Origin of the sequence: Psychrobacter pocilloporae (genome assembly GCF_029872915.1) — a bacterium.
Lineage (GTDB): Bacteria > Pseudomonadota > Gammaproteobacteria > Pseudomonadales > Moraxellaceae > Psychrobacter > Psychrobacter pacificensis.
Genome location: NZ_PGFT01000001.1, coordinates 2878551 through 2898840, shown reverse-complemented (window position 1 = coordinate 2898840; position 20290 = coordinate 2878551). Strand labels below are relative to the sequence as shown.

General features: G+C 44.7%; 18 protein-coding genes. 10 read left to right on the top strand and 8 right to left on the bottom strand.

Annotated elements, in window-relative coordinates; genetic code table 11:
- Positions 1-36: 36 nt before the first annotated feature.
- The 3 genes from CUR83_RS12385 to CUR83_RS12375 all read right to left on the bottom strand — a co-directional run bounded on the left by CUR83_RS12385 (position 37) and on the right by CUR83_RS12375 (position 5171).
- The gene (locus CUR83_RS12385; RefSeq protein WP_284719745.1) at positions 37-1905 is read right to left on the bottom strand and encodes a sodium:solute symporter family protein; all 1869 of its coding nucleotides are present in this window, start codon (positions 1903-1905) and stop codon (positions 37-39) included.
- 4 nt (positions 1906-1909) lie between these two features.
- The gene (locus tag CUR83_RS12380) at positions 1910-2170 is read right to left on the bottom strand and encodes a DUF4212 domain-containing protein (protein WP_071002865.1); all 261 of its coding nucleotides are present in this window, start codon (positions 2168-2170) and stop codon (positions 1910-1912) included.
- Between the two features lie 1363 nt (positions 2171-3533).
- A complete protein-coding gene (locus CUR83_RS12375) occupies positions 3534-5171 on the bottom strand; it encodes an electron transfer flavoprotein-ubiquinone oxidoreductase (protein ID WP_186475467.1) in 1638 nt (545 codons plus the stop codon).
- Positions 5172-5624: 453 nt separating this feature from the next.
- Here CUR83_RS12375 and CUR83_RS12370 point away from each other — a divergent pair, with 453 nt between their 5' ends.
- The 4 genes from CUR83_RS12370 to CUR83_RS12355 all read left to right on the top strand — a co-directional run bounded on the left by CUR83_RS12370 (position 5625) and on the right by CUR83_RS12355 (position 9183).
- A complete protein-coding gene (locus CUR83_RS12370) occupies positions 5625-6308 on the top strand; it encodes a DUF1285 domain-containing protein (RefSeq protein WP_093070458.1) in 684 nt (227 codons plus the stop codon).
- A gap of 275 nt (positions 6309-6583) precedes the next feature.
- Positions 6584-7474: a glutamate racemase gene (gene murI, locus CUR83_RS12365; protein ID WP_379542925.1), complete on the top strand. Its 891-nt coding sequence runs from the start codon at positions 6584-6586 to the stop codon at positions 7472-7474.
- Positions 7475-7639: 165 nt separating this feature from the next.
- Entirely contained in the window at positions 7640-8647 is a 1008-nt protein-coding gene (locus CUR83_RS12360) for a DUF4062 domain-containing protein (RefSeq protein WP_240365511.1), read from the top strand.
- 236 nt (positions 8648-8883) lie between these two features.
- Positions 8884-9183: a hypothetical protein gene (locus tag CUR83_RS12355; protein WP_058024783.1), complete on the top strand. Its 300-nt coding sequence runs from the start codon at positions 8884-8886 to the stop codon at positions 9181-9183.
- Positions 9184-9304: 121 nt separating this feature from the next.
- On the opposite strand, the gene CUR83_RS12350 is transcribed toward CUR83_RS12355, so the two are convergent.
- The 4 genes from CUR83_RS12350 to msrA form a co-directional block, all read right to left on the bottom strand.
- Positions 9305-10765: a lytic murein transglycosylase gene (locus tag CUR83_RS12350; RefSeq protein ID WP_284719744.1), complete on the bottom strand. Its 1461-nt coding sequence runs from the start codon at positions 10763-10765 to the stop codon at positions 9305-9307.
- Between the two features lie 239 nt (positions 10766-11004).
- Positions 11005-11727, bottom strand: coding sequence for a DUF1499 domain-containing protein (locus CUR83_RS12345; protein WP_284719743.1), 723 nt, complete (start codon positions 11725-11727; stop codon positions 11005-11007).
- A gap of 59 nt (positions 11728-11786) precedes the next feature.
- Positions 11787-12452, bottom strand: a complete 666-nt coding sequence (gene tmpT, locus CUR83_RS12340) for a thiopurine S-methyltransferase (RefSeq protein WP_284719742.1) — start codon at positions 12450-12452, stop codon at positions 11787-11789.
- A 137-nt stretch (positions 12453-12589) separates the two neighbouring features.
- On the bottom strand, positions 12590-13111 hold the full coding sequence (gene msrA / locus CUR83_RS12335) for a peptide-methionine (S)-S-oxide reductase MsrA (RefSeq protein ID WP_212564113.1): 522 nt from the start codon (positions 13109-13111) through the stop codon (positions 12590-12592).
- 210 nt (positions 13112-13321) lie between these two features.
- Here msrA and cmoA point away from each other — a divergent pair, with 210 nt between their 5' ends.
- Genes cmoA through CUR83_RS12320 form a run of 3 tightly spaced genes read left to right on the top strand, consistent with a single transcriptional unit; the run spans position 13322 to position 15583 of the window.
- A complete protein-coding gene (gene cmoA, locus CUR83_RS12330) occupies positions 13322-14107 on the top strand; it encodes a carboxy-S-adenosyl-L-methionine synthase CmoA (RefSeq protein WP_212564114.1) in 786 nt (261 codons plus the stop codon).
- 50 nt (positions 14108-14157) lie between these two features.
- Positions 14158-15210 (top strand): tRNA 5-methoxyuridine(34)/uridine 5-oxyacetic acid(34) synthase CmoB, encoded by a 1053-nt coding sequence (gene cmoB / locus CUR83_RS12325; RefSeq protein WP_071002873.1) that lies wholly within the window; start codon positions 14158-14160, stop codon positions 15208-15210.
- The gene (locus CUR83_RS12320) at positions 15197-15583 is read left to right on the top strand and encodes a DUF1176 domain-containing protein (RefSeq protein WP_071002874.1); all 387 of its coding nucleotides are present in this window, start codon (positions 15197-15199) and stop codon (positions 15581-15583) included. Before cmoB ends, CUR83_RS12320 begins: the two co-directional genes overlap by 14 nt.
- Positions 15584-15618: 35 nt before the next feature.
- On the opposite strand, the gene CUR83_RS12315 is transcribed toward CUR83_RS12320, so the two are convergent.
- Positions 15619-15837 (bottom strand): DUF2788 domain-containing protein, encoded by a 219-nt coding sequence (locus CUR83_RS12315; RefSeq protein WP_071002875.1) that lies wholly within the window; start codon positions 15835-15837, stop codon positions 15619-15621.
- Positions 15838-16280: 443 nt separating this feature from the next.
- On the opposite strand from CUR83_RS12315, the gene argS reads away from it, so the two are divergent.
- The 3 genes from argS to CUR83_RS12300 all read left to right on the top strand — a co-directional run bounded on the left by argS (position 16281) and on the right by CUR83_RS12300 (position 20253).
- Complete coding sequence (gene argS / locus CUR83_RS12310) at positions 16281-18110, top strand: arginine--tRNA ligase (protein ID WP_071002876.1); 1830 nt, start codon at positions 16281-16283, stop codon at positions 18108-18110.
- An 87-nt stretch (positions 18111-18197) separates the two neighbouring features.
- Positions 18198-19010, top strand: coding sequence for an SPOR domain-containing protein (locus tag CUR83_RS12305; RefSeq protein WP_071002877.1), 813 nt, complete (start codon positions 18198-18200; stop codon positions 19008-19010).
- Positions 19011-19158: 148 nt separating this feature from the next.
- Positions 19159-20253, top strand: a complete 1095-nt coding sequence (locus CUR83_RS12300) for a PTS sugar transporter subunit IIC (protein WP_212564115.1) — start codon at positions 19159-19161, stop codon at positions 20251-20253.
- The last annotated feature ends 37 nt before the right edge of the window (positions 20254-20290 follow it).

Below are 20290 nucleotides of genomic sequence, written 5' to 3'. Positions count from 1 at the left end.
TGATGGTCATCTTAACAGATAAAAACGAAAGTCGGCTTAATGATCAACCGCACCACCTGCGCCGCGTGGGTAACGGACACTTTCGACCAACTCTTGAATCTCTCTTGGAGGCGCTTTGGTACCGTAAGAGACTGCAAAGGCAACTGCAAAGTTCAATAGCGCTCCAATCGCACCGAATGACAGTGGCGAGACACCAAGAATCCAGTATTCAGCCGTATCAGGTAGGTTGGCCGTACCAGCGATAAAGAACCAGCCTTTGTACATAAAGATATAGACCAAGGTGGTAATTAGGCCTGTGAGCATACCGGCAATCGCGCCGACATTATTGATGCGTTTTGAGAAAATACCCATCATCAAGGCAGGGAAGAGCGACGCCCCTGCGATACCAAAGGCCAGTGCCACCACCTGAGCAGCAAAGCCTGGTGGGTTCATACCCAACCATGTAGCGACCACAATCGCGACACCCATTGAGATACGCGCCGCCATCAGCTCGCCTTTATCCGTGATATTGGGGTTAAAGTGACCTTTGATCAAATCATGACTGATGGCTGATGAGATGGCGAGCAGTAGACCTGCGGCGGTTGATAGGGCCGCGGCCAGACCACCTGCTGCGATCAGACCAACCACCCATGGTGGTAGCTGCGCAATCTCTGGGTTTGCCAATACTAAGATATCGTTATTGACATCTAGCTCGTTACCTGCCCAGCCTGCATCAGCAAAGCGGCCTTCAGCTTCAAGATCGTGTAAGACGCGAGCGGCGTCAACCGCCGTAGTAGCCGCGCCAACATCACCACCTTCGGTTTCGGCATTGGTTAAAGCCAGCTCCGCTGCGCCAAGGCCACTATCGTTATACATCTGAATGCGGCCATCGCCGTTTAGATCGTTATATTTGATTAGACCTGTTTGCTCCCATGTACGCATCCAATCTGGACGTTGGTCATACTCGAGCGCAGGCTCATTCACGCCTTGTGGGTAGATGGTATCAAGTAAGTTCAAACGTGCCATAGAGCCTACCGCAGGCGCAGTGAAGTAGAGCAGGGCAATAAAGACCAATGCCCAACCCGCTGACCAGCGCGCATCGGCCACTTTGGGTACGGTAAAAAAGCGAATGATGACGTGCGGCAAGCCTGCTGTACCAATCATCAATGACAACGTAAACAGCACCATATTTAGCTTATTGGGCACATCAGCGGTATACGAGGCAAAGCCTAAATCTGTCACCACTTGATCAAGTTTGGTCAATAGCGGTAAGCCTGATTCTGTATGAGTTGAGAACATACCAAACCCAGGGATCGGGTTGCCCGTCAATTCAAGCGAGATAAAGACCGCAGGAATGGTATAAGCGATAATTAACACCACATACTGCGCCACCTGCGTATAGGTAATCCCTTTCATACCGCCAAGTACCGCGTAAAAGAACACCACAAATGCTGCAATAATCAAACCTGTGTTGTTCTCGACTTCCAAAAAGCGCGAAAATGCCACGCCTGCACCCGTCATCTGACCGATAACATAGGTGGTTGACGCAATAATCAAACAAGCAACTGCTACCATGGCTGCGGTCTTAGAATAAAAACGGTCCCCAATAAAATCAGGAACCGTAAATTTACCAAACTTGCGCAAGTAAGGTGCCAGTAGCATGGCCAGTAGCACATAGCCACCTGTCCAGCCCATCAAATAAGAAGACGCACCGTAGCCGCCTGCCGCGAGTAGACCTGCCATAGAAATAAATGACGCTGCACTCATCCAGTCTGCGCCTGTTGCCATACCATTGAGTACGGGGTGTACACCGCCACCTGCCACATAAAAATCGCTGGTCGATCCTGCACGCGCCCAAATCGCAATCCCAAAATATAGCGCGAAAGACAGCCCCACAAAGATAATATTAATTACAAATTGACTCATAAGGCTATTCCTCGTCTAGGCCATATTGTTTATCCAACTTATTCATACGCCACGCGTAAAAAAAGATGATGATAATAAAGATCGCAATAGAGCCTTGCTGCGCAAACCAGAAGCCCAGATCAGTACCGCCAATGGCGATGCCCGCCAATAAAGGCCGTAGCAAAATAGCAAAGCCATAGGAACACAGCGCCCAAACGACTAGGCAACCTAAAATCAGCCGCACATTGGCACGCCAATATCCAGAGGGATCATCATGGTTTTTCATAGGACAACTCCTTTTGTCTTACATAAAACAGGGTGAGTGGTTGGCGATAGCCATTCAATGATAATGTGTACCAATACTTTGTTAATAACACCCAATCTGATTGTAGAAGCTATTAACGGTATATAGATTAGATACAAACCAAGCGATCAAATGGCCGATCAAACCAACAGGTGGATAACGCTTGTTATATTTTTAGCACACTTGTGGTGACTAAAAACAGTAGATAGACAAACGATTACAGGTCGTACATGGTCATTATTACGCGTAAGCATGCGGTGATTGGCCAGTCAGTGCTTAACGCTATTGCCATCATCATGAAAAAAAGAGGGAGTGGTGCCGAAGAGAGACAATCCGCTGTCTTTTTTAACTCTTGTCTTCTTGACAAAAGAGAGTATGGCTTGTTCACATGGTGGTTATATCACCATGATGGTTATGGTAGAACGTCATTGGGTAATGATCCAAACGTGTACGCCATAATAGGGTTATATCGATACTATAAGCATCAATCATCTAAACCCTATTGGGAATATATACAAAATCTCAGTAATTCACAATAAGTATATTTCACAAGCTTTTTGTAACAAAATATGTATAAATACAACTACTCAGTATCAAACAGGTAATGTTTTACCCACAGTAAATATCGGATATATGGACAGTTATATGTCAATTTTGTTAAATCCACAACCTTCATGGTGATTTAAAATGCTAAAAAATATGGCTGATTGCTAATATTTTTTATCCCAATAATGATCTTGTCCTCATGTGGATTCGAGTATAACGGTAATCGGACATTGTAGGCAAATTATTACTAATATCGTATTTTTAATTGAAATAAAGGTGATATCCACTATTTAATAAAACAAAAGTTAATTATTGCGTATGGATACAAATGAATACGGTTATAAAATGGCAGCAATAAATTGAATGTATAGATTTTATGGTTCATAGAATAGGTAAAAAAAGATATAAGCTGAACGAAATAGCCGCGCTTTAGTCAAAATACCGTCACTTATCGCTAGACTGTACTTCAGCGATGGCCTTCGTCTTTGTGCAGCGAACAATAACCATCAAGCAGTCATCATGATGTTTTTAAGACATGGCTCACTGTAGCCAACTCTCAGCAGCGATTGTGCTGATTGTAAAATCAGCTTATAGAACGGAAAACCATCTTTAATCCTGACAGCTGCGTGAAGCCGAAAGACGAGGCCAATCGTCATGCTTGGATGGATTAGATTCTATTCTCAGAGAGTTTAGAGTTATAAGTAGTAGGTCAACATAGTCTGCTTAAACGAAAAAACCGCTCTTCTCTTTATATAGAGAAGAGCGGTTCTTATTGATCTTTATGATGTTACATCATCTTTTACATGTTTGGATAGTTAGGGCCACCGCCACCTTCTGGGGTTACCCACGTGATGTTCTGTGATGGGTCCTTGATGTCACATGTTTTACAATGCACGCAGTTCTGCGCATTGATGACGAATTTGGCGCCTTCAGCATCTTTGACCACTTCATATACACCCGCTGGACAATACAAGCGTGCAGGCTCAGCATAGAGCGGTAAGTTGATTGAGATAGGCACGGTTGGATCAGTCAGCTTCAGATGCGTTGGTTGATCCTCTGCGTGGTTGGTATTTGAGATGAATACCGATGACAATTTATCAAATACCAGCTTGCCATCAGGCTTGGGATAAGTCGGCTGATAAGCATGATTGGCGCGCTCTAACTGATCGTAATCTGGTACATTATCATGCAAGGTCAGCGGCATTTTGCCTTTTAATAAGTTGTGCTCGATAAAGGTGAAAGCACCGCCCATAAACAGACCCATGCGGTGGATTGCAGGAGAGAAGTTGCGTGCCTCATAGTTGTCTTGATAGAGCCATGATTCTTTGTACATGGTGCTATAAGCCACTACTTCGTCATGCTGACGCTCTGCCTGTAGCGCTTCAAAGATCGCTTCGGCGGCGAGCATGCCTGACTTCATCGAGGTATGGGTGCCTTTGATTTTTGCGGGGTTCAAGAAACCAGCATCATCACCCACCAACACACCGCCTGGGAATGTGAATTTTGGTAATGAGTTAAGCCCGCCTTTAGTCAACGCTCGGGCACCATAAGAAATACGCTTACCACCTTCTAGAACACGCTTGATAACAGGATGGGTCTTCAAGCGCTGCATCTCATCAAATGGCGACATGTAAGGGTTGTGATAAGACAGATCCGCCACTAAGCCAAAGCTTACTTGGTTGTTTTCATCGAAGTACAACCACCATCCGCCAGTTGAGCCAGTTTCGGTCAACGGCCAGCCAAGACCGTGCATGACCACGCCTTGCTCATGCTTGTCAGGCTCGACTTCCCACAATTCTTTTAGACCGATACCGTAATGCTGAGGATCAGAGTCTTTATCTAGATCAAAACGACTGATTAAGCGTTTGCCCAAGTGTCCACGGCTGCCTTCGGCAAAAATAGTGTATTTGGCCAGCAGCTCATAGCCAGGCTCGAAGCTTGGCTTGGCTTCGCCATTGGCAGCCACACCCATATCACCAGTCAAAATCCCTTTTACCGAACCATCGTCATTGTATAAGATGTCATCGGCAGGGAATCCTGGGAACATCATCACTTCAAGCTCTTCTGCCTGTACAGCCAACCAACGAACCACATTGCCTAATGAGACAATGTAGTTACCGTCATTATGCATTGGGCCTGGAATCAATGAGTGCGGTACTTGAGTTGAACGTGTGGCAGAGTTTAGATAATAAAACCGATCTTCCGTCGCTGGTACGTTAAGTGGAGCGCCTTTGTCCTTCCAGTCTGGAATCAGCTCATTCAAGGCGCGTGGTTCGATGACTGCACCTGATAAGGTATGGGCACCAAATTCGGAGCCTTTTTCGACCACACACACCATAAACTCATCGTTGCCTGCTTCGATAGCGAGCTGACGTAAACGAATAGCAGCAGAGAGACCTGCAGGCCCGCCGCCAACGATGATGACATCGAACTCCATGGACTCACGCTCGATCTCAGGTTCCGGCTCTACGACTGGCGCTGCCGTCTCTGTTACTACTGGTGCGTCAGCGTCTACAGTAGTGCTGTCTACAACTGGCGCTTGATTGTCTTGCTCTTGCATACCTACTCCTAAACTTTAGTGGCTTATCTCAGGGCATCATTAGCGTAACAACCGAATAATAGATTTGCGGCGCTAACGTCACTCAGACATATGGCTGCCCGATAAAAATGTGTCATCAATACAAAATCCACTTGACCATTTCAATAAAAAATCGTTACTCATTATAAAAGAAAAGTCCTACAAACACGATACGCATTTATGAGCAACGGTGTTAAGGTTATATTGAAACAATAAGGGTGTTTAGATGATAAAGCTTCATCATACCCGAAACAAAAATTTATAGTAATAATAGATTTGCCAAACTTTGAATACTAGATAAAGGATTGTGCGATGAATAATGATAACAATTATACTGATGGGAATAACGGAAATAATTTGGAAGCCCCAGTCAATAAGACCTCCAGTCTAAATAATATGAATGCCCTCAGCCAATATCTCAAATCAACCGCTGCCACTCGTGAAGGACGAGAAATACCGCCACTTGATAAATGGCATCCAGAAAATATTGCCGATATGGATCTGGTGATAAAAGCAAATGGCGAGTGGTGGCATGAGGGTGGGAAAATGACCAGACAGTCACTCGTCAATCTCTTTGCAACCATCTTGTGGAAAGAAGAGAGTGACGGTGTAACCGAATATTTTTTGAAAACTCCTGTGCAAAAAATCCGTATTCAAGTAGAAGATGTGCCATTGCTGATCAATGATGTCGGTATCGTAAAAGAAAATGAGGTGAGCTGGTTGGAGTTTGTGACCACCACCGGTGACGTGGTGCGCTTGGACGATGAGCATCCCATTAGCTTACAAGCATATCAGCCTGATAATGCCGCAGCCCGTATAGATGAGTCGCAAATACGCCCTTATATGCCAGTAAGAAATGGTCTGAACGCGCTGATTGGACGAAATACCTTTTATCATTTGACGGAGATTGGTGAACTAACAGAGCATGATGGTAAGACGATGTTGACCTTACAAAGCGGTGGGAAGTCTTACTCTATGACTATGCCAGACCGTTAAACGTTAATACATCAACAGCAGCATTTATAGATTATGACAATAAAATCTATTTCATCAGTGGAGATGTCATAATACAAGAAACGCAGATATCTCTGATTGAGTAGAAATCAGAGATAATATAGAGATGATGATATGTATCTAAAAGTGGCGGTGAAGTAACGATGGCGAGTGCTGCAAATCAGATGACAACAAGTCAAGCAAATATAGAACAAACAAATATTTTGGATAGTCATGTGCTGTCAAACACTTCTATTAACAATGCTGGCATGAATGCAATGGTTATCGATGCAATCAGCATTGATGATGCTCAACGTGCTCCAATAGGACTATTCGATTCGGGGATTGGCGGCTTATCGGTTTATTTGCATTTAGCCCAGCAACTACCTAATGAGCGCTATATATATTACGCTGATACCTTAAATGTCCCTTATGGCAACCGCGAGAGCGATGATATCGAGTCGCTCACGCTAAAAGCCGTTGAATGGCTGCATAAGCAAGGCTGTAAGCTGATTGTGATCGCTTGTAATAGCGCATCAGCTTATGCCCTAGATACAGCGAGACGCTCTTATCCGAATATGCCTATTGTAGGTCTAGTACCAGCGTTAAAGCCTGCGATATTGGCAAGCAACAGCGGTCATGTCGCGGTATTGGCCACGAAGGCGACGCTCAATGGCCGGCTGCTTAATGACGTTATTACCAATTTTGCCAATCCAAATGGTACGGTGGTGACAAAATATTTTGATCCACAGCTGGTACCTTGGGTTGAGGCTGGCATGCCATTACAAGATGAGACCGCGCAGCGCTTGCGCCAACAAATACAAGTATTTGCAAATGAAGGAATTGATCATCTCGTGCTAGGCTGTACACATTATCCATTTTTTAAATCGTTTTTATTAGACGAAATTGCGCAGCAGCAGTTGGCCATACAGGTGGTTGACTCTGGGCAAGCCATCGCTGAACGAGTCAAGCAGCTATTGGTCGCAAATCAGATGTCAGCCACTCTTTATAATGAGACAAGTACTCAGGATTTGAGTGCGATTAATAAGACAAATGTTGATATCAGACAGCCATTAACTTTCCATGCGACTAAATATAGTGATAGACTAAGCGCTTTGATTGAACGCTTACTTGGTCAAGAGACTATACTGCAATACTATTCTGAGTAATGGTGAGCAAAGATATTTATGCAAAAACCTTTATTGCAGCATGGATGTGGTTAAAATACGTCGAATGTATTTTCGCAAGACTGTGCGAGTTGATACAAAACAAGATATTTTTGCTCTATTTCGTTTTATTCCCTTTTATGCCGCAACCTAAGCTCAGAGGTAATCGTGCCACATCGCCGCTATCATATTCATGTTATATGTGCTGACAACGATCAATTATTGGTGTTGGACAGCGTAGCGATATTTTTTCAAGTACGGGCGTTTTTGACTTATGATGTGTCTAGCAAGTTGCCAAAAGCTTCGCTATATGGTCGACAATGTATTGATTCTTGTGATTATGCATTGATGATCATTGGAGACAGTTACGGAGCCGTACAAAAGACAGGCGTGAGCCAAATGCATTTGAGTTACCTGAATGCCAAAGCTAAAGCCAAGCCCCTACTGATTTTCATCAAAAATCACTACCAAGAAACGGGTGTCAGTCGCCAATTACAAGAACTGATTAAACTCGTCTCTAGGCAAGAAAATCAGATTTATTACTATGATACAGAGGACGATATCGAAGCGTTACTCGTACAAGCCTACTACAGCGCAGTAGCCAGTCATAAAGTGAGAGGTGGCTGGGTGAGAGCGACTGAGGAGATGATTAAATTTAGTCGACAAACGGTCGCCGAAAGACTTGCTGATCTCTTATCTAAGAATACTAATACTAATACCAAGAAAGAACGTTCTGTTGATGAGAGTTTTGCGGCTGACAATGTTAGCAAACCAATTGTATTGACACAAACGTTTGATGTGCAATATAGTGCTCAAGCTTATGAAGGTGGTAACTTGAAGGATGTTACCAGAGAAGTAATATTATCTTGGCAAGAAGTATTAATCACCTTAATGAAAATACCGTCTACATTTTCGAGCTACGGGCTACAAAATGCCATTAATCGTCTGATCGCGCCAAAAGCTGAGATAGATATCAAAAACGATATGCCAAACGTTCACGCTGTCTCACGCTGCCAAATCTCTCAAGATGATCTCAATAACCTACAACGTCAGCTAGTAAGCGCCAACTGGATACAATTGACGACCTACGGTACACGTTTGTCACAAGAGCTTTGGAAGCTTACTTTTCATGCCAGAAGCCTACTAGAAAATGAAGATTCTCAAACGTCTGAATAAGATCCATCCTCATGACTGCTACCCTTTAATATCATCAAAAATTCTCTGCAGAAATGCTCACGGTGACCATGACTACGTTTTGTAATACAAAGCATACGCGGCAATGGTTGTGAATCGATTCAAGACTCGTGATAATAAGAACCATCAGATACTAATCTTATTTATATTAAAACTGGTATTAAAATTAAAAATGCATAAAACGTATTACACTATTGACCGATTAAGGAGAGCATACAATGAGCAACGCTAAAAATGACGAGTTATTAAGAGAGCTTGATGGTCTAGAGAAAAACATGCATGACGCTGATCAATTTCATACACTAGAAGAACAAGTGGCAGATATGAAACGTCGCGGTATCGACCCTAGCCAAGCCTACAAAGATTTGGATAGAAAAGCAGAAGATGAAGACTGGGGTGATGCGACTTGGAAAGAAAATGGCAAGTGGGAGCCAAAAACGGCTGCTGATCTAGACGATAACGCTCGTGAAAACTGGGACGGTGACAACGGTAAGCCAAACCCGCCACCCATTGTCTAAATCTTTCTTTAAATATCGATGTGATAGGTGAAGGTCTTCACTAGGCATCAAACATAAAAAAGCCACGCTAATCATAGCATGGCTTTTTTAATGATTTACGGTAGGACTATTCGTTACATTATTATGACCCTTCGTCAATGCGAACTAGCTTGATCGTCCCATCGGCACTAGCAACACGGCGATAGCGCGTATTAGTAGAAGTTGAAGGACTTATCGATGGTTGAGAAGAATAGCTATTAGGCGTAGTGGTCTGCTGCTCAATTAGCTGCCCCATACGATCAGCAGGCGCAGGGTTCAAAGGACGGCTATTTGCTGGCTGACCGTACTGCCCTGGGCTTGGTGCTGCATTACCAATGATAGCACGATAGAACTTTTGGCCTGCGCGTCCATCTGCTGGGAAAATGCCACGACTGGTCTGATATTGCTGGATAGCGGTACGGGTATTGTCCCCAATGATGCCATCAACACCACCAATATCATAGCCTGCATTTAGTAAGGCTTGCTGAATATCTTTTGCTTGTTGACGACTGATACCAGGATCGTCTGTTGGCCAAGCAGTGATAAAGTCTGTTTTGCTACTGTCTTCGCGAGTAATCAAATCTGATAAATGGGCGATCGCCAAAGCATAGTTTTCTGAAGCATTATACGAGTAGAACGTATCAAAGTTTTTACCAACCAAAAACGCAGGACCATCGACACCAGCTGGTAGCAATAAACCCGCACGACTCAAGTCATAAGGCAGCGGACTGCCGTTAGCCAGCGTTAGACCTTGATTGCGCCAATGGCTGATAGATTTTTTGTCTTTACGGTTGGAAGCCGCCCAAAATCCATCAGGTAGTTTAACTTCATAACCCCAAGGCTCGCCCGTACGATAACCACGTTTGTCTAAAAAATTTGCAGTAGAGGCGAGCGCATCAGGCACACTATTAACAAGGTCACGACGTCCATCACCATCACCGTCTACTGCTAGCTCTAAGAAGGTACTAGGCATAAACTGCGTTTGCCCAAACGCACCTGCCCATGAGCCTGTCATATCATTGGGCGCGATATCACCATTTTGTACGATTTTTAGGGCATTGGCATACTCACCTTGAAAGTAGCTTTGACGACGATCAAAACAAGACAATGTCGCTAACGATTCAAACAAGGGTTTTTTACCTAAGGTTTGACCAAAGTTGGATTCTACACCCCATACGCCAAGCACATGCTCTGCTTTTACCCCATAACGCGATTCGATTTGGCGCAGCGTGTCACGCCACTGGCGCTTGGCACGAATACCATCTTCGACACGCTCTTTGTCTACTAGCGCTGAGAGATAATCCCAGACATCTTTTTGAAACTCTGGCTGATAGTTGAGTGACTGAATGACACTAGGATCAGGCTGGCTTGGACGATAGTTGTTAAAGGTATAGCTACTGACACCGCGAAACTTGCTCGAATTTTTTAGGCCATCCAAGCATTGCTGAAATTCACTATTGGACAGATCTGGAGCGGGCGGCTGAGCTGCTTGGGCAGTGCTCACAAGGCTAATGCCAACTGCAACACTAAGCAATGACAAGGTAGAAAAAGGAGTCAAACGCATGAAAATATCCTATAAACGTTAAGTTGGCTGCTAAGAGACAAAAATCAAAAGGCTAAAAGTGGTATCAAGGTAGAGTAACCAATCTAAACAGTAAAGAAAAGCTGTCGAAGTACTAAGATTATGAATGGTTACGATAAATTGACGATGGCGTGAGGTTGGGAGAGTATTTTGTTGAGCTAAAAGTTCAAAGTGTCAGACAGCATTTAAATTTCAGAAATTTTTTAGCAAATAGAACCTATCTACTTAGCTAGCAAATTATCCAACTCTTTAATAAAGCCATGAATCCGCGCCGCATTTTTAACCAAATCGCCGCCACCAATCCGCGGCTTACTACGTATATCGACTAAACGTTCATTCTCGCTATCCGTGATACGGACGACGATATCGTCTTTAAAACCGAAACAAGCAGTGATGTCCGTCGCTTCTATCGCTTCTATAATGTCTTTATCTGCATCAATATTGACCAGCTCCCAGCCCAAGTTTTCAATGGCTTGTGTGCTTGCCGCAACCAATTCAGGTTGCGTTTGGTCATAGCGTAATGTCTGTAATTCAGGATAACCGATACGCTGTTGCTCTGCGGTCTCGATACCATCGTAAGCGACTGGATTGGGTGCATCAGCGCGTAGTAGGGCAATCGCCACAAATTGAGGTGGGTTCATCAAGTCGGTAGAAATATCATGGATGGGCGGTACGTTTTTGGCGGTATTCATCATGCTTAAAGGAATAGCAATGGCAGTGATGGCAAGCACTGCCGAGATTAACGCGCTACCAATACTCGCCGTGTTTCGTTTAAACAATAGCTGTATGGCTAGTAGTATCAATGCCGCGATACCAGCAAATACCCCAAATTTAAACCCTGTAAATGCAGTCGCTAAACCGATCATGCCAAATTGATAGAGTGGCCCTGCGAGCACGACCAGTAAGACAGCAATCAAACTTATCAGACCAACGAATATTTTCATTGCGCTTCTCCATCATGATTGAACATTGATCATTGCTGCGCAAACCAATTCTTTATTGCTTATTTCAATAGCCAAACCTGCTCTGTCACTTTTAGGTCAGGCATGGAGCCAATAGAGCTAGGCTCGCTTGCTAGCTTACAAATCTGATAGTGACTGCCATAATATTGCTGCACTTGCTCATGATTGATAGAGAACGGCGGCCCATCTTTTTTACTTTGATCGTAATTAAGCGTTATTAGCAATTGTGGCGCATTGTCGCTAACTTTACGTATCTGTTCGCTATAGTCGGGACGCATATCAGCTGGCAGAGCAATCAAAGCTGCTTTATCATATATCGCATCGATAGTACCTAGATCTGTAGAGGTCAAAGCAAAGATATCAGCGGCCCAGAGTGTAATATTTCGCTGCTCATCACCATCTACCAGCTGACCTTGGTAGTATTTAATATCTGGATTTTCTACATGCTGAGAGACAATAGGTTGGATATTTTGTTCAGCAAAGAATGCTTGTACGGCTGTCTCAACCAACTCAACGCCCACCACATCATACCCTTGTGCCGCGAGCCAAACCATATCGATAGATTTGCCGCAAAGAGGAACAAAGATACGGCTACCGACTGCTAAATCTAAGTGATCAATATACTCAGTTAATAATGGATTAACAGCTGACTGATTAAATCCGATACGCTTTTCTTGCCAGCGTTTGTGCCAAAATTCGGGATTCATAATTTACGCCTATCTATAGGTATTTGTTGATATCTTTATAATAACGTCTTATTTGAAAATGCTGAACACAATAAAAAGCCAAACACCTATTTTATAAGCATTTGGCTGTTAGCAAGCAGGATTTGTTAATCAATCGTTTAGCTCGTCATATATTGACTAAATTCTTTACGCAGTTTGGCAAGCTTTGGTGGTATGGCAAAATTGCAATAAGCCTGTCCTGGATTTCTGTTAAAGAAGTCTTGATGCGCCTCTTCTGCGCGGTAAAATTCAACAGCAGGGTGTACTTCTGTGACGACATTGATGCCCATATCACGCAGCTTATTAATGGTGCGATCAACCGTTGGTTTTTGATCTTCCTCAGTATAAAAGACCACGCTGCGATACTGACTGCCAACATCATTGCCTTGACGATCCATCGTTGTGGGATCATGCGTGGCAAAAAATACGTCGAGGATGACTTCCAACGGGACGGTCGTCTCATCAAATTCGACTTTGATGACTTCGACGTGTCCAGTGTCACCACCGCATACGGCTTCATAATTGGCTGATACTGCATCGCCGCCCATATAGCCTGAAACGACAGACTGCACGCCTTTTACGGATAAAAAGACAGACTCGGTGCACCAAAAGCAGCCACCGCCTAATACGATTGTTTGCATAATTTTTTCCTATTTTTATAAATATAAAATCATCGTTGTTTGCCTAGGTGTTATCTATCAAACAATATCGTTTAGCTTAGCAGGGCATCTGGTGGCGATAAGTAACAAACAGTAATGTTATAATGGGCTTTTGCTACGTGTGGTATGACCGCAGCGCTAATAAAAACGGTGCGGTTTGCCAATCATTTTATTTGAATAATGAGTGTGACCATGAGCCAGCCAACGCCCGATACTGCCCCAGCCATCCAGCATGATACGCTATTTACCACACCGCTGGACAAAGCGGCGCGTTTTTCTTTTGATGAGCAAGTGGTGGCTTGTTTCCCCGATATGATTCGCCGTAGCGTACCCGGTTATGGTCAGGTATTGGCCATGCTGCCCATATTTGCCCGTCGTCACTGCAAGTATCGTCAGCAGGGCGATAGTGGTCAACGCGTTAGCCGTATTTATGACTTGGGCTGCTCGCTTGGTGCCGCCAGTATGACGCTGGCTGGTGAGTTTGACCCGCAAGACTTGCAGATTAAGGCGATTGATATCTCCCCCGCGATGACGTCCGAAGCCACGACGTTATTGAGTGACAATTATCCTGAGCACGATATCGAAGTCATTACTGCAGACATTCGCGACGTTGAGCTTGAGCCATGCGACATGGTGATTTTAAACCTAACGCTACAGTTTTTACCAGCAGCCGATAGAGTCGCAGTATTAGAAAAAATCTATGCGGCCTTGAGCGAAGGCGGCATACTGGTATTAACCGAAAAAACTCATGCCTTTGATGAGCAGTATGATGCGTGGTTGGTTGAGCGTTATTATGACTTTAAGCGTGCCAATGGCTATACCGAAATGGAAATCAGTGGCAAGCGTAATGCATTAGAAAACGTGCTGATTACCGATACGCTAGATGAGCATCATGCACGGTTAGATCAGGTTGGCTTTAAACGTCATCTGACGTGGTTTCAGTTTTTAAATTTTGTCTCTATTGTGGCGTTTAAATAATCCTTACTTTTAACACAGTTATTTCTTCATCATTACGGTAATCTGCTTCTATGCTAAACGACACAATTACGCACGCCGAACGCGAACTATATTTAACCCTATTAGAGCTGGCTCAGCAGCAGCCGAGCGCTTATGAGTGGCTGACGCGACTGCCAACATGGTTAAATGACATCAAGGACAAAGCTAACTACGCACATGCGCCTGCTTATCAAGCGTCAGTCGCTCGTTTACCACAATTGGCTGTCAATCACGTCGATCTCAACAGCGATATATTGACGATTGAGGCAAGTCTAAATGAGTCTCAGCGCAAACAAACAACGGCGTTATTAAAGCAGTTGATGCCGTGGCGTAAAGGCCCATTTCAGATTGGCGGTCAAATCGGCGATGATGAGTCAGGTATTAAGATCGATACCGAGTGGCATAGTGATTGGAAATGGCAACGTGTTGCGCCGCATTTAAGTAGGCTTGATGGTCGGCGTGTATTGGATGTGGGCGGAGGTTCTGGCTATCACGGTTGGCGTATGGCAGGGGCTGGCGCGGACACGGTCATTATTATTGATCCGTCATGCTTGTTTTACCATCAGTTTATGGCGATTCGTCATTTTGTCGGTAGCGCGGATGCCCATACTCATAATACAGGCCGTTACCGTACGCATTATATTCCTGTGCCGCTCGAGGCCTTGCCAGAGCATAGCCAACTGTTTGACACCGTATTTAGCATGGGTGTGCTCTATCATCGCCAGTCACCGTTCGAGCATTTACAACAGTTGAAAGGGCAGTTGGTCAAAGGCGGTGAGCTAGTGCTTGAGACGTTAGTTATCGAAGGCGATGCCAATACAGTCCTAGTACCGCACGACCGCTACGCGCAGATGAATAACGTGTATTTTTTACCATCGGTCGCCGCATTGATAGGTTGGCTAGAAAAAGCAGGTTTCTCAGAAGTGCGTTGTGTCGATGTGGCTGTCACCTCAATGAAGGAACAACGAAAAACCGAATGGATGACCTATCATTCGTTAGCAGACTTCTTAGATCCTAATGACTCAACTAAGACCATCGAAGGATATCCTGCACCCATGCGTGCGACTTTGATTGCGAAAAAGTAGCAAGACTTTTATTGTAGCTACCATCAGCTTGCTATCGCTACCTGCTCTCGCAGGATACGGGACACCATCCAAAGATTCAGGTTTTGTACAAGACGACTGGCAAGTGGTTTGTGATAATACGCGTACTTGCCGAGTGGCAGGCTACTCAAGTGACGCCTCAATAGATAAGCCTGTTTCAGTGCTATTCACCGTATCGCCAAAAGTAGCGCTGCCAAAGGCACAAATTCAGTTGGCATCAAAAGTATCCAAAGATAAGGCTGAGCTGTGGTTAAATAATAAAAACTATGGGACATTGCAGCCCGCTGGAAGTGACGCTGCATTATATGATCTATCTGCTAAGCAAACACAAGCAATTATCGATAAGGCTCGATAAGAAATATTTGGGATTTAATGACGAAAAATGACTGATTATATCAGCCATTTTTTGAAAGCGACTTCCATGACTATTTTAAGGATGAAACCAACAGAGCCTGCGCCAAGGGCCAAAAAGATCCAAAAGGTACCTGCGCGCCCAGCATCAGAAGTTTTAGAGATATCCCACATGATAAAGAATAAGAAAGCGATGAATATCGGCAGTAAGACGTACAAGCCCCAACTGGTGACCGTACTGGCAGCAATAGCAAACATAGCGTAATCCTATAGGGTAATAACGCGTCTTCTATGGCGTAAAAGCGTCATAGAAGCGCAATATAAACCATCATTATAACGTGTAAGCGGTTGGGTATAAACGACTGCCCAGTATCGGGCAACAGGAACGCTACAATTGACAAAGTCATTCGCTCATTGATTTTATATTATTTATACCAGATTTATTTTACTAAGCATCAGCAAACGAGCGAACAAAATTTATATTAATCCCAATTATCAATATTAGTTGTCATAACGGTAAGATTTTAGGGCTAATTTTGGCGCAAATGGTGCAATAAAGCGCAAAGATTGTTATATTTACAGATTACTTATCTTTTTGCATTATTTTATCCCTGCAATGTCGGTCGGCACTATAATAAGCAGTTATCGACTGCTCGCATTCGCACCGTTTTTGTTGTTTATTTAATTGAGTTCAAATCCCTATGTCACAAGCCCAAATTGATACGCTTGCATCCCTATTCAATGATGCCATTCAAACCCTACAAGCAGATGGTACGCTACCAAGCGACTGGCAGAACAACAGCCAAATCACGCGTACGAAAGATTTAAGCCACGGTGATTTTGCCAGCAATATCGCACTGACGGCGGCCAAAGCGGCCAAGGCCAATCCACGCCAACTTGCCGAAAAAATCGTCAATGCACTCCCTGAGAATCAAGACATTCGCCAAGTAGAAATCGCCGGTCCTGGGTTTATCAACGTATTTTTAAACTCAGAGGCTAAGTTTGCGGTATTGGACGATATTTTTACTCAGCAAGATCGTTTTGGTCTGAGTAATCAGTTTGATGGTCAAAAGGTACAAGTCGAGTTTGTCTCTGCCAATCCGACCTCAAGCCTGCATGTCGGTCACGGACGCGGTGCAGCGTTTGGTATGAGCGTATCAAACTTACTAGAAGCCATCGGTTACGACGTCACTCGCGAGTATTATGTCAATGATGCGGGTCGTCAGATGGATATTTTGGCGACCAGTACCTATTTGCGTTATTTGGCGCTAAATGGTGAGCAAATCACGTTCCCAATCAACGGCTACCAAGGCGATTATGTCAGTGATATCGCACAGACATTAAAAACGCAGCATGGTGACAGCTACGTTCATCGTTTTGCCGATGTTGCCAAAGACGTACCAGAAGACGCAAAGTTTGAGATCAATGCGGATGGCGAAAAAACGCTCATTTCAGGTGACAAAGAAGCGCATATTGATGGCTTGATTGCGGGTAGCAAAGCCTTGCTTGGTGACAGCTATGCGCTGTTTTTAAATGCCGCCTTGAGCAGTATTTTGGCCGATATCAAAGACGATTTGAATGACTTTGGTGTGAGCTACGAGTGCTGGTTCAGTGAAAGATCGATTGATAGCGAGATTGAGCCTGTCCTACAAATACTCGATGACAAAGGTTACTTGTACGAAAAAGACGGCAACATCTGGTTCAAATCGACCGATTTTGGTGATGAAAAAGACCGCGTGGTTCGCCGTGCTAATGGTCAGTCGACGTATTTTGCCTCGGATATTGCTTATCATAAAAACAAGTTTGATCGCGGTTTTGACAAAGTGATTAACGTTTGGGGCGCCGACCACCATGGTTATGTGCCACGCGTAAAAGCGGCGCTGCTCGCGTTGGGGATTGATGCTGAACGTCTTGATGTCGTGCTCGTACAGTTTGTGGCATTGTGGCGCGGCAGTGAAAAAGTACAAATGTCTTCACGCTCAGGTCAGTTCGTTACTTTGCGTGATTTACGTGCAGAAGTCGGCAATGATGCGGCGCGTTTTTACTATGTCGCGCGTAAGCCTGAAGTACACATTGACTTTGATTTAGAGCTTGCCAAATCACAAAGCAAAGACAATCAAGTGTATTATATTCAGTATGCGCATGCGCGCGTTTGCCGTGTATTAGAAAAACTGGCAACCTACGATTTGGCAGTAGATGATGCTGTTGGTTTGGCACATCAAGATTTGCTTAATGCGCCCAATGAAGACGAGTTGATTAAACTGTTAGCTGGTTATCCAGCGACACTATTACGTGCAGCGACTGGCTACGAGCCGCATGTCTTGACTAACTACTTAAAAGAGCTTGCTGCATTGTTCCATGGTTGGTATGACACCAATCGCATTTTGCCTGTCAGTCTCACGACAGGTGAAACACCAAGCTCAGATGAGATGGCATTGATGCAAGCACGTTTGCGCTTGTCCAAAGCAGTTAGACAGGTCTTGGCGAACGGCCTTGGTCTGCTTGGTTTGTCAGCACCTTCTGCTATGTAGTCATTTTCTAACATGTGACATGAGTATAGACAGCCAATAGCATTAATTCGATGATGACCGTTAAATTCAGTAGGGAGAACGAGATCCATGCTAGCCAAAAAACCGAAAGGCGCAACAGAAAAGCGCAAATCAAGTAGCGTATCGGGCTTATTGTGGATGTTTGTTGGGGCGGTATTGACCCTTATGATCGGGGTATTTATCTACCTTTCACCATTATTCAACTTTAGTCCCGCTGATGGTAGCGCCGAGAACGATCCTGACAGGCAGGTGCAGCCGCGCGTAGATACTGATACCGATAATGGCGATTATGAATTCTACGATATTTTGCCCAATCAAGAGATGGCAACCATTCCTGATGAAGATATCGCTGAGATTGATAACGATCAGATAGGAGATATTGGCGCGTTTGAGCCGGATGTCGTCGTGACCCAGCCGGATAGTACGGCAGCTAATGGTATAGATAATGCTGGTAGCTTTGGTAATGTGGAAAGTCCTGCAGGCGAGACCAGTGGCGGTAGTAATACTGCTGCGGGCGACGATATTGTTGTTGTTGAAGAGGACGCAACTTATGATGGCACGCCACCTGCTAACACCAGCAACTCTGCGACCCGTAACAACAATGCAGGAGCAGGTACGGCAAGTATTCAAGCGGCCAAACCTGCTGCGACCTATATTTTGCAGATCAATAGCTTTAGTGATGCAGATGAAGCAGATCGTCGCCGCGCCCAAGTATTGATGGCAGGCGTGGATGCCAGAGTAGTCAAAAATACGACAGGTAATGGCTTACCTATCTATCAGGTAATCTCGCGTCCGTTAAGTAACCGTCAGGCAGTGACAACAGCACAGCAGCGCCTACAAAATAACGGTATTGACTCTATTATCGTTGAACAGCGTCGTTAGTCCAAGCGCTATATATAATAATCGGTATATATAAGAAGTATTTGTGATCATAAAAAAGCGTCGTCATGACGCTTTTTTTATCTCTTTAATTTATTAAGCACTCTATTATCTTTTCTCCTTAATCAAAATATTCATAAAGAGTATGGTTATGACAGCATCTCCCTCAGCAGTACCGCAAGCAGGCGTTATCAAAGCATTCTTTCAAAAGTACTTTATCAATGCCTTTACGGGCATGGCGTTAGGGCTATTTGTCACACTAATTGCTGGCTTGATTATCTCGCAAATCGGTGGCTGGTTGAATTTGCCCGCATTAATCGCCGTGGGTAAGCTTGCGTCAATATTGATGGGGGCGGGCATTGGGGTAGGTATCGCTTATTATTTAAAAGCGCCAACACTCGTGATGCTTAGCTGCCTTGTAGCAGGTATGTTGGGTGCGCATTCTGAAGCACTAATGGCAGGAACGCTATTCATACCACAAGAGGGTGGCCCTGCGACCTTTGTAGCACTGCCAGGCAACCCAATCGGCGCTTATCTGACGTCTGTATTCGCTTATCGCGCTGGTACGTGGATCGCAGGCAAGACCAAGCTCGATATTTTATTAGTGCCCTTAGCAGTGTGTGGTATCGCGCTATTGGTCTGTGCGCTGCTCAATCCGCCTGTTGTTGCGGCAGTTAATGCGATTGGGCAAGGGATTCACGCGGCAACTGAGCTACAGCCATTGCTGATGGGTATCGTGATTGCAGTCGTCGTTGGTATCTTATTGACGCTACCGACATCGAGCGCTGCCATTTGTATTGCGATTGGCCTTGGGGGTTTGGCGGGCGGTGCCGCAGTTGTTGGCTGTGCCGCGCATATGATTGGTTTTGCCGTGGCCAGTTTTAAGGATAATGGATTTAGTGGCGTGATATCTCAAGGATTGGGAACCAGCATGCTGCAAATCCCTAATGTGCTAAAAAAACCTATCGTTTTGCTGCCTGCCGTTATTGCGAGCGCGATCGTTGGCCCTATCGCGACTGTCGGATTTGGCTTGGCTTGTACGGCGACAGGGGCGGGCATGGGTACCGCTGGTCTGGTTGGTGTGTTCGGCGTTATTGAAGCATCACAAGAAATCATGAGTACGACCCAATTATGGACAGCGATTGTCCTTCTGATGTTTGTATTGCCTGCAGTGATTGCAGGTTTGGTCGCTTACATCATGCGCCGTATGGGCTGGCTAGTCGCTGGTGATATGAAGCTGCCCTAAAAACGGTTAAAAATTTGTATTCGTGACCATACAACAA